The organism is Nonomuraea sp. NPDC050022 (genome assembly GCF_044460705.1).
GTDB lineage: Bacteria > Actinomycetota > Actinomycetes > Streptosporangiales > Streptosporangiaceae > Nonomuraea.
In genome coordinates this window covers 545,989-558,124 of the sequence record NZ_JBITKE010000006.1, presented here as the reverse complement: position 1 = coordinate 558,124, position 12,136 = coordinate 545,989, and the positions used below count along the sequence as shown (strand labels likewise).

The 12,136-nt window shown below is 70.5% G+C and carries 14 protein-coding genes and 1 tRNA gene; 5 read left to right on the top strand and 10 right to left on the bottom strand.

What is annotated here, in order from left to right; genetic code table 11:
* Positions 1–30 precede the first annotated feature (30 nt).
* Entirely contained in the window at positions 31–870 is an 840-nt protein-coding gene (locus ACIBO2_RS28370; protein WP_358553663.1) for a helix-turn-helix transcriptional regulator, read from the top strand.
* A 214-nt stretch (positions 871–1,084) separates the two neighbouring features.
* Here ACIBO2_RS28370 and ACIBO2_RS28365 read toward each other — a convergent pair whose 3' ends face one another.
* Together ACIBO2_RS28365 and ACIBO2_RS28360 are read right to left on the bottom strand one after the other, a co-directional pair.
* On the bottom strand, positions 1,085–1,222 hold the full coding sequence (locus tag ACIBO2_RS28365; RefSeq protein ID WP_358553661.1) for a hypothetical protein: 138 nt from the start codon (positions 1,220–1,222) through the stop codon (positions 1,085–1,087).
* A gap of 78 nt (positions 1,223–1,300) precedes the next feature.
* Positions 1,301–1,957, bottom strand: a complete 657-nt coding sequence (locus tag ACIBO2_RS28360; RefSeq protein ID WP_358553659.1) for a TetR/AcrR family transcriptional regulator — start codon at positions 1,955–1,957, stop codon at positions 1,301–1,303.
* An 87-nt stretch (positions 1,958–2,044) separates the two neighbouring features.
* Between ACIBO2_RS28360 and ACIBO2_RS28355 the strand changes: the two genes are divergently transcribed.
* Positions 2,045–2,809, top strand: coding sequence for an SDR family oxidoreductase (locus ACIBO2_RS28355; protein WP_358553657.1), 765 nt, complete (start codon positions 2,045–2,047; stop codon positions 2,807–2,809).
* Positions 2,810–3,232: 423 nt separating this feature from the next.
* Here ACIBO2_RS28355 and ACIBO2_RS28350 read toward each other — a convergent pair whose 3' ends face one another.
* Together ACIBO2_RS28350 and ACIBO2_RS28345 are read right to left on the bottom strand one after the other, a co-directional pair.
* Complete coding sequence (locus ACIBO2_RS28350; RefSeq protein WP_358553655.1) at positions 3,233–3,409, bottom strand: hypothetical protein; 177 nt, start codon at positions 3,407–3,409, stop codon at positions 3,233–3,235.
* On the bottom strand, positions 3,406–4,032 hold the full coding sequence (locus tag ACIBO2_RS28345; RefSeq protein ID WP_358553653.1) for a hypothetical protein: 627 nt from the start codon (positions 4,030–4,032) through the stop codon (positions 3,406–3,408). Before ACIBO2_RS28345 ends, ACIBO2_RS28350 begins: the two co-directional genes overlap by 4 nt.
* 297 nt (positions 4,033–4,329) lie before the next feature.
* On the opposite strand from ACIBO2_RS28345, the gene ACIBO2_RS28340 reads away from it, so the two are divergent.
* Together ACIBO2_RS28340 and ACIBO2_RS28335 are read left to right on the top strand one after the other, a co-directional pair.
* A complete protein-coding gene (locus ACIBO2_RS28340; protein WP_397300623.1) occupies positions 4,330–5,394 on the top strand; it encodes an integrase core domain-containing protein in 1,065 nt (354 codons plus the stop codon).
* 75 nt (positions 5,395–5,469) lie between these two features.
* The gene (locus ACIBO2_RS28335; RefSeq protein WP_397300620.1) at positions 5,470–5,640 is read left to right on the top strand and encodes a hypothetical protein; all 171 of its coding nucleotides are present in this window, start codon (positions 5,470–5,472) and stop codon (positions 5,638–5,640) included.
* Positions 5,641–5,850: 210 nt separating this feature from the next.
* Here the strand turns inward: ACIBO2_RS28335 and ACIBO2_RS28330 are convergent.
* The 4 genes from ACIBO2_RS28330 to ACIBO2_RS28315 form a co-directional block, all read right to left on the bottom strand.
* Positions 5,851–5,942: transfer RNA gene (locus ACIBO2_RS28330), tRNA-Arg, on the bottom strand.
* Positions 5,912–6,586, bottom strand: a complete 675-nt coding sequence (locus ACIBO2_RS28325; RefSeq protein WP_397300617.1) for a GntR family transcriptional regulator — start codon at positions 6,584–6,586, stop codon at positions 5,912–5,914. The genes ACIBO2_RS28330 and ACIBO2_RS28325 overlap by 31 nt, the downstream gene beginning before the upstream one ends.
* Positions 6,583–7,731, bottom strand: a complete 1,149-nt coding sequence (locus ACIBO2_RS28320; protein ID WP_397300614.1) for a CaiB/BaiF CoA transferase family protein — start codon at positions 7,729–7,731, stop codon at positions 6,583–6,585. Before ACIBO2_RS28320 ends, ACIBO2_RS28325 begins: the two co-directional genes overlap by 4 nt.
* Complete coding sequence (locus ACIBO2_RS28315; protein WP_358553645.1) at positions 7,728–9,173, bottom strand: aldehyde dehydrogenase family protein; 1,446 nt, start codon at positions 9,171–9,173, stop codon at positions 7,728–7,730. Before ACIBO2_RS28315 ends, ACIBO2_RS28320 begins: the two co-directional genes overlap by 4 nt.
* A gap of 66 nt (positions 9,174–9,239) precedes the next feature.
* Between ACIBO2_RS28315 and ACIBO2_RS28310 the strand changes: the two genes are divergently transcribed.
* Complete coding sequence (locus tag ACIBO2_RS28310; protein ID WP_397300612.1) at positions 9,240–10,400, top strand: acyl-CoA dehydrogenase family protein; 1,161 nt, start codon at positions 9,240–9,242, stop codon at positions 10,398–10,400.
* Positions 10,401–10,423: 23 nt separating this feature from the next.
* On the opposite strand, the gene ACIBO2_RS28305 is transcribed toward ACIBO2_RS28310, so the two are convergent.
* Both ACIBO2_RS28305 and ACIBO2_RS28300 read right to left on the bottom strand, forming a co-directional pair.
* Positions 10,424–11,488: a C45 family peptidase gene (locus ACIBO2_RS28305; protein ID WP_358553641.1), complete on the bottom strand. Its 1,065-nt coding sequence runs from the start codon at positions 11,486–11,488 to the stop codon at positions 10,424–10,426.
* Positions 11,485–12,135 (bottom strand): FMN-binding negative transcriptional regulator, encoded by a 651-nt coding sequence (locus ACIBO2_RS28300; RefSeq protein ID WP_397300608.1) that lies wholly within the window; start codon positions 12,133–12,135, stop codon positions 11,485–11,487. The genes ACIBO2_RS28305 and ACIBO2_RS28300 overlap by 4 nt, the downstream gene beginning before the upstream one ends.
* Position 12,136 lies beyond the last annotated feature (1 nt).

The following is a 12,136-nucleotide window of genomic DNA, read 5'->3' as shown; positions in this document are numbered from 1 at the left end:
AGGCGGCCGCCACTGTGGCAGCCTGGACGGGTGAGCAGAGCTGAACTGGCCGACTTTCTCCGTCGCCGGCGGGAGGCGCTGCGCCCAGACCAGCTGCCGGCCACGGCCGTCCACCCGCCAGGCCGCCGCGCCCGCCGTACTCCCGGCCTGCGCCGCGAAGAGGTGGCCACGCTGGCCGGGGTCTCCACCAGCTACTACGAACGACTTGAGCAGGCCCGCGCTCCGCATCCGTCCCCGCAGGTCATAGCCGCGCTGGGCACGGCACTGCGGCTCACCGACGCCGAGCGCGAGCACCTGGCGCGGCTGGCCGGGCAGGCCCCGCCCGCCCCGGAGACCGGCCGGGCGCCGGTGCCCGCCTTCGCCCGCGAGCTGCTGGACCGGCTCGGGCCGGTGCCCGCCTACCTCACCGACGAACGCCAGGACATTGTGGCCTGGAACAACGCGGCAGCCGACCTGATCACCGACTTCGGATCGCTGCCCGCTGGGGAACGCAACGCCGTGCGGCTGTCCATCCGGCTGAACGGCACCCTCTGCTCGGCCGCCGACGGCTCGCAGGGCGAATACGCCCGGCAGACCGCCGCCCAGCTGCGCGCGGCCAGCGCCCGGTACCCGGCCGAACGCGTACTTGGCGAGCTGGTCAACGAGTTCGCCGCGCACAGCCCCGACTTCGCCGCCAGCTGGCGCAACCACGAGGTACGCCCCATACCGACGCTGCGCAAGCACCTGCACCACCCCAAGCTGGGCGCCCTGGAGCTGGACTGCCAGACTCTGCTGCTGCCCGGCACCGATCTGCGGATGGTGATCTACACCGCGCGACCGGGCAGCCCCAGCGCCGCCGCGCTCGCCCGGCTCGCCGCACGCGACACGTAGATCGAAGTCACGCTGTGAGATCGATCGGAATCCGGCGCAAGCCTCCTCCGTAAGCGGGAGTCAACAAAGACTCACTGACCAGTGGAAACCCCCGTTGACGCCGGATTTCGTTCCACATCGGGTATCCAGCCGAGATGCGGCCAGAACGGCCATGACCCGATCTTGGCACACCTTTCGGCCGGTAGGCGTACGTACGGTCAGCGGTCAACCGTGATCAGTTTGAGTCGCCACCGTATAGTTGCCGGTTATCCAGAGTCGACTGGTTGACGACGCGGACGAGGGCGTTGATGTCGGCGCGTAGCCGGGACAGCTCGTCCTGGTCTTCCTTGCGGAGTTCCTTGAGCTTGGCCACCTGCTCACGCAGGCGTTCGCGCGCTCCACCCGAGCACGGCCAGAAGGAAGACCAGCGGAACCGCGATCACAAGCTTCGTCATGGCTGCCATGATGGCCCGGTGGCGATCGCGCGGCAGAGCCGGTCCGCGTCCCACGCGGGTTCTCCCAGGTCGAGCCGGTCCGGCGCCCGGAACCCGTCCAGCGCCAGGTGAACGTGGCGCCGCCACAGGGACGGGGCGGCGTGCCGGGTGGCCTCGGCTACCGTGCTGCTCGCCCACAACAGCAGGAAGAGGTCGGCGCCGGTGACGTCCGGGCGGACGACGCCGGCCGCCTGCGCCCGCCCCAGCACCCGTTGCGCGAGCGCGCAGATCTCGCTGTGCGCGGTCTCGGTGCGGTCGTCGCCGGGGAAGCGCCGCGCCAGGAAGTCGGCGAACGCCCGGTCCCCGGCCTGGGCCGTACACAGGACTTCGAGCAGGCCGCGGAAGGCCTGCCACGGCTCCTCCAGGCCGAGCGCGGCCTCCACCTCCTCGATCACGTGGCGCAGCTTCGGCTCGAGCACCGCGCACAGCAGGTCCAGGCGCGTCGGGAAGTGCCGGTAGAGGGTGCCGACCACCAGGCCCGCCTCGCGCGCGATGCCGTCGAGGGCGGCCTGCGCGCCCTGCCCGGCGAACGCGCGCCGGGCACACTCGAGCAGCCGCTCGCGGTTGCGGCGGGCATCCCGGCGAGCGGGCAGCGGGTTCCCCGTGGCAGGCATGAGGTCACCGTAGCAAAGTGCGACACGTCTCAACTTTGAGGGTGCTCTCATCTTCGCTACAGTGAGCAGCACCCAAAAGATGAGAGCATGCTCATTTTTCGAGACAAGGAGAGCGACATGGCGAAGCTCGGCGGGAAGGTCGCGGTGATCACCGGCGCAACCTCTGGGCTGGCACTGGCGACGGCGAAGCTGTTCGTCCAGGAGGGCGCGCACGTGGTCATCACCGGCCGCCGCCAGGACCGGCTGGACGCGGCGGTGGCCGCCATCGGCCACGGCGTGACCGGCGTGCTCGGCGACGTCGGCCAGATCTCCGACGCGGCCCGCCTGGCCGAGGTCGTGGCGGTCGAAGCGGGCCGGGTGGACGTGCTCATCGCCAGCGCCGGCGTCTGGACGTGGAACGAGCACATCGGCGACGTGACCGAGCAGTCGTTCGACGCCGTGTTCGGGGTGAACGTGCGCGGGACGTTCTTCACCGTGCAGAAACTGCTGCCATTGCTGTCCGACGGCGCCTCGATCGTGCTCATCGGGTCGGGCGCCGCGGACAAGGGCGATCCGGGAACGACCGTCTACGCCGCGAGCAAGGCGGCGCTGCGGTCGTTCGCCCGGACCTGGACCACCGACTTGAAGCAGCGCGGAATCCGGGTCAACGTCCTCAGCCCCGCCGCGATCGACACCGCCGCGTTCGCGGACCTCCCGCCGGGGTTCAAGGAGCAGATTGCCTCGCGGGTGCCCATCGGCCGCCTCGGTGACGAGCACGAGATCGCCACCGCGGCGCTCTTCCTGGCCTCCGCGGACTCGAGCTTCGTCACCGGCATCGACCTGCCCGTCGACGGCGGGATCGGCCAGGTCTGACCACCGGCAAGGCGCTGAAGGTCAAGAGGCGGGGCTCCGTCCATACCCCCCGCGGGCCCGGGCTCCACCGCCGGCCCCTGCTCCGGCACCGCTCCCGCACCGCCTCGGCCAGGCGGTCGCGGCTCGTCTGGACGAGGGCCAGTACCAAGTACGAGAGAAAGGGGCAGTGTCCTGCCCTACCTGAGAGATCGCTGATCAGTGAGTACGGCGGCGAGGTGCCAGGACCTCAGTGACCCTGGCGATGGCTTCGGCGCCGGGTTTGACGTAGCGCATGGCGGTGCGGGGGTTCTTGTGCCGGGTCTTGCCCATGATGAGCGGCTCTGTCGCTGATCTTGGGACGGGTTGGGGATCATGTTCGGATCAGGATCCGCTTCCGCAGGAGATCGAAGTTGGCTCTCCCGTAGCCCTGCCGCTTGACCAGCTTCACTCGCGTGTTCTGCCCTCGGCCTGTCCGGAGTTCCACGGAACCGACAGGCCGGCGATGATGGCGTCCAGGTCGTAGCGCAGGCCGTGGGCGAAACGGTGCAGGTGGGGCAGGTCCTCTTCAGGAACTGCGTCGATCCAGGCGGGCAGACGGTCACCGCGAAGGTCGCGCATCATGGTGGCGAAGCTGCGGACATGGCGAAAGTGGCATCCAGTTCGGGGCAGGCCTCGCGGACCTGCTGAAGGTCGGGCGCGTCGTCGGGACGAAGATTGTCGGGATGAGTCACGATCCAGGCTGTGATCTTGCGGGGTTTGGGCGTGGGCCTGGGTGGCGGCGGCGCGATACTGCCCTTGCGCAGCAGCCGGATGTAGCGGTCGACCGGGCTCGCACTGCCCTGGTATCCCTGTGCCCGGATCTCACAAAACAGCAGGCTCGCGTTGTGACACCCCTGGCTGAACCGCTCATACAAATACGGCTTGTAGGCATCCAGCAGCGTGGTCCGGTGCGTAGCGGCGACCAGCAGCTCCTCCAGGCCAGCCGCGCGGGCGTAGCGGCGTACGGCGTAGTAGTCGAGATTCAGATCCCGGCTGATGCCCCTGAGCGAACGGCCCTGAGCCACCAGCTCCTGAACCTCGGCATATCGCCTGGTCGTCCGAGCCACCAGGGCTCGCTCGTGGCCGTGAACGTCCAGATAGCCGTCCGGCGGCTCGGGCGGGACCGCGAGCTCGCCACCGTTGCCGGGCAGCTCGGCATACGCCTGCTTGACGCAGCCGTGGTGCGCACCGACCGTCTTCTCCACGGCTTCGGTCAGGTTGTTCCACACGGTACTGGTGGGCCGCTGACGAGGTGCCTGCTGTGCAGGTCCTTCTTCAGCGACCCCCAGCCCGAACGACGCGTGCGACTTATCACCGCACGTCGCTCTCCAGTGACTACTCCGTGAGTGCTGGGACAGGGTTCTTGCCGTGGATGTCCGCGTGGCAGTTTCCGCAGACCACGAGGGTGAAGGGTGTCAATATTCTGTTCATGGTCGTGAGCTGCCGGTTTGTCTCGGCTTCCTGGTCGGAGCAGTGGCCTGGGTCAGGCATGCTCGAGGCTCGTGACGCTCCGTCTCTTCTATATGATCTTCTGCCGCATCGTGGGTTGGCTGACGCTGCTGCACCGTAGCGACGCGTCCAAGAACATGGAGATCCTCGTCCTGCGGCACGAGGTCACCGTGCTGCGCCGTCAGGTTCACCGTCCAAGACTGTCATGGGCGGACCGAGCAGTGCTGTCCGCGCTGGCCCGAGGACTGCCAACGGTGCTGCGTGCCCACCGACTGGTAACACCAGAGACGCTGCTGCGCTGGCACCGGCGTCTGATCGCACGCCACTGGACCTACCCGCACCGGAGGATAGGACGGCCAGCGACCGATCCAGCGGTCGTGGCGTTGATCCAGCAGTTGGCACGGGAAAATCCTCGCTGGGGTTACGAGCGCATCCGAGGCGAACTGCGGCATCTGGGCCATCAGGTGAGCGGTGCGACGATCCGCCGGGTCCTGAAACGGGCGCGCCTGGGTCCGGCGCCGCGACGTACCGACGACCGCTGGCGCGATTTCGTCCGCGCCCACGCCGCGAGCACGCTGGTCTGTGATTTCTTCGCGGTGGACACCGTCATGCTGCGCCGGCTGTACGTCTTCTTCGTGATGGAGGTCGGCACCCGGTTCGTGCACGTGCTCGGCGTGACCGCCCACCCCGATGGCGCATGGGTTACCCAGCAAGCCCGTAGCCTTCTCGTCACTCTGGACCACCGGGCCGGCACGTTCCGGTTTCTGATTCGGGATCGGGACACGAAGTTCACCCGCAGCTTCGATGAGGTGTTCACCGGCGACGACATTCAGGTGCTGAAGATCCCACCTCTGGCGCCTCGCGCGAATGCGTTCGCCGAGCGATGGGTACGGACGACGCGCACGGAGTGCACCGATAGGCTGCTGATCTTCGGCGAGCGGCACCTTCGTACCGCGCTGGACGAATATGTCGATCACTACAATCGGCACCGGCCGCACCGCTCTCTCGGGCTTCGAGCCCCCACCGATGACTCCGACGTGATCCCGCTACCGGTGGGCCGGATCGAGCGCCGCCAAGTCCTCGGCGGGCTGATCAACGAGTACCAGCGAACTGGCTGACCAACGAGGCGCCATCAAGAATGCGCAGGTCAGCACCTTGGACCTAGTTTTGACACCCTTCAGGCCGGGGTAGAGATGAAGGTTGTACAGGAAACCCTGGGCCACACCTCCAGTGCGTTCACCGCCGACACCTACACCTCCGTCTACCCGCAAGTCGCCACGGCCGCCGCCGAGAAGACTGCGGCCCTGCTGTTCGGCAAGGAAGACCAGACCGCACCCGGGCAACTCATCTCGCTGAGGAGCTGAACAGTCGGATTAAGCATCCGGCCCCGCATTCGCCGCCTGCTCGCGGCGAGGCGGGGCCGCTGCTCTTCACCGAGTGGGAGGATGGTAAATGGATCATGGTGTGTGCGCAGTTGGTGCGGGCGAGCACGGATGGAGCACGCAAGCGCTAGACGAAAATTCTAGAACGCATCCGATCCCGCATAACAGCAGGTCAGGACATGATCAAAGCGCGCCCTGCAGGATTCGAACCTGCGACCGTCGGATGAGAAGTCCGCCGCGCCGAACCCGCCGGTCAGCCGGCCGTACCGGGCGACAACTGCGCCTCTATGGCGGTCACGGCGTGGGCGCGGTGCGCGGCCAGCACGAGCACCACGGCCTCCGCGTCGCGGCGGCGCAGGAGGTCGAGCGTGGCGCGGTGCTCCTCGATGACCCGCTGCCTGTTGGGCTCCTCGCCGTAGTACAGGGACCGGTAGGCGTCGGTGGAGTCCCACAGCGTCCTGATCAGCCGGACCAGCCGCGGCAGCCCCGACCACTCGAAGATCGTCATGTGAAAGCGGCGGTTGGCCTCGGCCATCTCCAGCACGTCACCCGCCGCCGCGGCCCGCTCGACCTCGGCCTGCGCCCGCTCGGCTTCAGCCAGCCCGGCGTCGGTGAGGCGTTCGACCGCGCGGCGGACCGCCTCGGCCTCCAGCAGCTCGCGGATCAGGTAGACCTCGCGCAGGTCGTCGAGCGAGAGCCGCTGCACGCAGTAGCCGCGGTGCGCCTTGTACGTGACCAGCCCCTCGCCCTCCAGGGTTTTGAGCGCCTCGCGCAGCGGGACCCGGCTGACGTCGAACTCCTCGGCCAGCGCCTCCTGCCTGATCGGGTCGCCTGGACGCAGCCGGCCGGTGGTGATCGCCCGCCTGAGCTCCTCCAGGACGAACTGCTGGGCCGTGGGCGGCCTGCGGTGCCCTTCTACCGAGGTCATTGCCCCAATATCTCACGGACCCAGTCCGCGTCCTGCCCGAGTGAGGGCGGCGGGAGGCGGTACTCCGGCGGCGTCGCGCCGAGCCCGATGGGGTTGGCCACCTGATCACCGGCCAGGGGCTCCAGCCCGAGCTCGGCGGCGAAGGCGAACGCCGCGTCCAGGGAGTTGATCGGCCCGCACGGCACCCCGGCCGGGGTGAGCGCGGCGAACCACTCGTCGGCCGTACGCGTCCCGAGGGTCCGGTCCAGCTCGGCCACGAGCACCTCCCGGCCGGCGACCCGGCCGGTGTTGGCGGCGAAGCGGGGGTCGTCGGCCAGGTCGGCCCGGCCCAGCACCTCGCACAGGGCGCGGAACTGCCGGTCGTTGCCCGCCGCGATGACGATCGGCCGGTCGGCGGCCTGGAACACCTCGTACGGCACGATGCTGGGATGCCGGTTCCCCATGGCCTTCGGCACCACCCCGGCGGCGGCGTACCCGGAGGCGTGGTTGGTCAGGGCCGACAGCAGCGACGACAGGAGCGACACCGAGACCCGCTGTCCCTGCCCGGTGGCGTCGCGGTGGCGCAGCGCGGCCAGCACGCCGAGCCCCGCGTGCAACCCGGTGATCACGTCGACGAGGGCCACGCCCGCCTTCGTGCCTGGGCCGTCCGGCTCGCCCGTCACGCTCATCAGCCCGCCGACGGCCTGCGCGATCAGGTCATACCCGGGCAAGTCCGCGCCCTTGCCCGCGCCGAACCCGGTGATCGAGCAGTAGACCAGACCTGGGTTAACCTCCCTGAGCGCATCATGGCCGAGGCCCAGCCGGTCCATGGTGCCCGGCTTGAAGTTCTCGACGAGCACGTCGGCGCGGGCGGCCAGCGCGCGGGCCACCTCCAGGTCGGCCGGGTCGCGCAGGTCGAGGGCGATCGAGCGCTTGTTGCGGTTGACGGCCAGGAAGTAGGTCGCCACTCCCCCGGCGTGCGGCGGCCCCCACGAGCGGGTGTCGTCGCCGGCGCCGGGGCGTTCCACCTTGACGACGTCGGCGCCGAGGTCGGCCAGCAGCATGGTCGCGTACGGACCGGCCAGCACCCGGCTGAAGTCGGCGACCAGCAGCCCGGAGAGAGCGCCGCCGCTGTGCTCGCCGGTTCGCCCGGTTCGCCCACTCACGCCGGGGCGCCCAGGTAGACGGTCACGGTCTGGGTGAAGAACTCGCGGGCCGCGCGCCCCTGCTCCCTGGGCCCGAAGCCGCTGAGCTTGCGCCCGCCGAACGGCACCCAGGGGAAGGTGCCCGCCGACTCGGAGTTGATGTGCAGCACGCCGACCTCAAGGTGTTCGACGGCTTGGAGGGCGGCGCCGAGGTCCCTGGTGAAGATCGCCGCCGACAGGCCGTGCTCGCTCCGGTTGGCCAGCCGCAGCGCCTCCTCTGGACCCGAGGCCCGAACGGCGCCCACAACGGGCCCGAACAGTTCCCTGCTCCACACGTCCACGTCCGTGCCCGGCAGCGCGAGCACCGTCGGGGGCGTGAACCAGCCGGCCGCGAGGTCGCCGTCGGTGTACGGCCGGGCGCCCGCCAGCACCGTGGCCCCCTGCCCGAGCGCGTCGCGCACGCCCGCCGCCACCCGGTCCCTGGCCGCGGCGCTGACCAGCGGGCCCATGTCCACCCCGGCGCCGAGCGGATCCCCGACGACCAGCTCCTCCGCCTTGGCGGCCACCTTGCGCAGCAGCTCGTCGGCGACGGACTCCTCGACCACCAGCCGGGAGGTCGCCGTGCACTTCTGCCCGGTGGACCGGAACGCGCCCATACACACCTGCTCGGCGGCGTGGTCGAGGTCGGCGTCGGCCAGGACGACGGCGGCGTTCTTGCCGCCCATCTCGGTCTGCACCGGTTTGGCCAGCTCACCGCAGCGCGCGATGACGGCCCGGCCGACCTCGGTGGAGCCGGTGAAGGAGACCACGTCCACGCCTGGGTGATCGATGACGGCCGCGCCCACCTCCGCCTCGCCGTACACGAGGTTGAGCACGCCCGCAGGCAGGCCCGCCTCGACCAGCGCGCCTGCCAGGCGGGCGGCGAGCAGCGGGACGAGCGAGGACGGCTTCCAGACGACCGTGTTGCCGTAGGTGAGCGCGGGCGCCAGCTTCCAGGCGGGGATCGCGATCGGGAAGTTGAACGGGGTGATCACCCCGGCGACGCCGACCGGTTTGCGCATGACGAGAAGGTTCTCGCCGCGGCGCGGGGAGGCGTAGATCTCGCCGCTCTCCCTGTCGGCCTCGGCGGCGTAGTACCGCAGGATCCTGGCCGCGCCGCGTACCTCCGCCACGCCCTCGGGCAGGGTCTTGCCCTCTTCGCGGCTCAGCTCCCGCCCCCACTCCTCGGCTGACTCCTCGACCAGGGCGGCGGCCGCGGTGAGGACGGCCGCGCGTTCGTGGTGCGGGGTGGCCCGCCAGCCGGGCGCGGCGTCGCGGGCCGCGCGGATCGCCTGCTCCACCTGCTCGGGCCCGGCGGCCCGGCCGCGGGCGACGATCTCGTCCGGGCGGGCGGGGTTGGTGTCGGCGAACTCCGCGCCGGATCCCTCGATCCAGCGACCGTCCACGAGGTTCAGGATGTCCATGGTCAACGCACCCTAACTGTGTCATATTGGATAATCAATATTGGATCCAAAATACGGAGCTGGGACATGCATCCTTCCGCCCTCTTCGCCATCGACGGCCTGCTCACCGACGAGGAGCGCGACATCCGCCAGGCCGTCCGGCAGGTGTGCGACCGGGAGATCCGGCCGTACGTCGCCGACTGGTTCGAGGCGGGCGCGCTGCCCGCCCGCGAGCTGGCCCGCTCGCTCGGCTCCGTCGGCGTCCTCGGCATGCACCTGGACGGGTACGGCTGCGCGGGCCTCGGCGCCGTCGCCTACGGCCTGGCCTGCCTGGAGCTGGAGGCGGCCGACTCCGGGCTGCGCAGCCTGGTGTCGGTGCAGGGGTCGCTGGCCATGTACGCGATCTGGAAGTACGGCAGCGAGGAGCAGAAGCGGGAGTGGCTGCCCGCGATGGCGGCCGGTGAGCGCATCGGCTGCTTCGGCCTGACCGAGCCCGACTTCGGCTCCGACCCGGCGGGCATGCGGACCACGGCCAAGCGGGACGGCTCCGATTGGGTGCTGAACGGCACCAAGATGTGGATCACCAACGGCTCGGTGTCCGACGTGGCCGTGGTCTGGGCGCGGGCCGAGGACGGCATCCGCGGCTTCCTGGTGCCGGCGGGCACGCCGGGCTTCGCCGTACACGATCTCAAGCGGAAGGTCTCCCTGCGCGCGAGCGTGACGAGCGAGCTGGTGCTGGACGGTGTACGGCTTCCGGAAGAGGCGATGCTGCCCGGCGCCCGCGGCCTGTCCGGGCCGCTCGGCTGCCTGAACGAGGCCCGGTTCGGCATCGTGTTCGGGGCGATGGGCGCGGCGCTCGACTGCCTGGAGACCGCGCTCGCCTACGCGGCCGAGCGGGAGATCTTCGCCCGGCCGCTCGCCTCCTTCCAGCTCACCCAGGAGAAGCTCGCCGACATGGCGCTGGAGCTGGGCAAGGGCCTGCTGCTGGCGGTGCATCTGGGGCGGCTGAAGGAGCGGGGCGAGCTCACCCCCGAGCAGGTGAGCGCCGGCAAGCTGAACAACGTGCGCGAGGCCCTCGACATCGCCCGGACGTGCCGCACGCTGCTCGGCGCGAGCGGCATCACCCTGGAGTACCCGGTGATCAGGCACGCGGTCAACCTGGAGTCCGTGCTGACCTATGAGGGCACCTCGGAGATCCACACGCTGGTCCTGGGCAAGGCGCTGACCGGCGTGCCCGCCTTCCACTGACGCCTTCAGAATGACTGACGGGCTCAGAAGGTCTGCCAGGTCGAGGCGGTGACCTGGCAGAGCCTGCCCTTGTGCACCCGCATCTCGGACGCGGTCACGTCCAGGCTGACCACCGCGAGCGTCTCCCAGCGCTGGTCGAGCGGGAGCGCCGGGTCGGCGTGCGCGCACACGGGCGCCACCGGCGCGTGACAGGTCATCGCCCGCGCCCTGGCCGTGACGTCCGGGTCGCCCAGCTCGCCGGTCCGTTCCTCCAGGTGTTCGAGCCTGGCGTACGTGGCCGGCCGCTCGGTGCCCAGCCGCTCCCCCGCGCTCAGCGCGCCGTCCAGGAAGTGGTTGGCGTGCAGCAGTACGCCGGCGGTGTCCGCCTCGACGACCGCGACGCCGTCCGGGCAGATCTCCAGCGACCTGGCCCCCTCCGCCGTGACCACGGTGATGACCGTGGACGCCGACGTCTTCGCCGACCTGGCGATCTCGGTGGCCTGCTCCAGGGTGGCGGCCTCGTCGAGGATCCGGCGCGCGACCACATGCACGGGCACGCCGACGTTCGCGTGGTCCGACTCGTGGCGCAGGATGTTGAAGTGCGCGCCCAGGCCCGCGCTGTTCACGCCGATCTTGGCCAGCACCCCGAACTCGGTGAAGGTGCGTACCTTGTGCCCTTCGCGCGGCTCGTACGCCCACAGCACCGGCGCGTCGCGCAGGTGGTCGTGCCAGTCCCAGGTCTGCGTCGTGCGCGGGGGCAGCCCGCCGCCGAGCACGACGGCGGTGGAGCACTCGCCCTCCCCGTCGTGGCGCAGCGCGGCCAGGATCTCGGTCCGCGCGTTGACGACGGCCACCTGCCAGTCCGCCAGGCCGCAGCCCGCCGCGATGCCGCCGATCTCCTCCGCCAGCTCCGGCGCCCACGCGGCCGTGCTGTCGAGTGCCCGCTCGCCGAGCTCTCTGACCCGCCCATGGCTCGCGCCGCTCACCTCGAACAGCCGCAGATAGCCGTCGAGGTTGGCATGTACGGCCTCGCGCCAGCGGGCGCCGAACTGCCGTCCCCGTCCCGCCGCGTCGAGGCAGGTGGAGGTGTAGGTGGGAAACGTGGTCATCTGGGGGTTACCTCGTCCATCAGTGCCGCGACGGCGGCGTCCGCGTCGCGGTGGACGCGGTGTCGCTGCTCGTCGTCCTTGTCCTGGCTCAGCTTGAACACGCTCTGCTCGGCCGTGACCCGCACCCGGAAGGCCGCCACGCCGGGCACGAGCTGGGCGAAGCGCTCCTCGGAGGCCGGGGTGGGGCGCCAACTGGGCGTCCGTGCCGACTCCAGCTCCGCCACCGTGCGCCGTACCACTTCCAGGGGGTCGGGGTGCGGCTCGATCAGGCCGGTCAGGTGGACGGCCGCGTAGTCCCACGTCGGTACGGCGGGATCGACCGCGTAGCTGGTCGGCGAGACGTAGCCGTGCGCGGCGGAGAAAACCACCAACGCCTCGGGCGCCACGGGCCTAGTGGCGGACGGCGCGGGCCCGTTGCTAGCGACAGGCGGGTCCCAGGCGTGCCACTGCGGGTTGACCCTGGCCATGTGGCCGAGCAGCGTCGCGCCCACGAACGTGGACTCGCCGCCGCTCTCCACGATGACGGGCACGTGGCTGGCCACGGGCACGCCGCCGGTCGCGGTGATCACGAGCGCGAACGGGTGCGTCCGCACCAGCCGCGCCACGTGCGCGTGGTCCGGCGCCGCGAAACGGGGAAAGCTGTACATT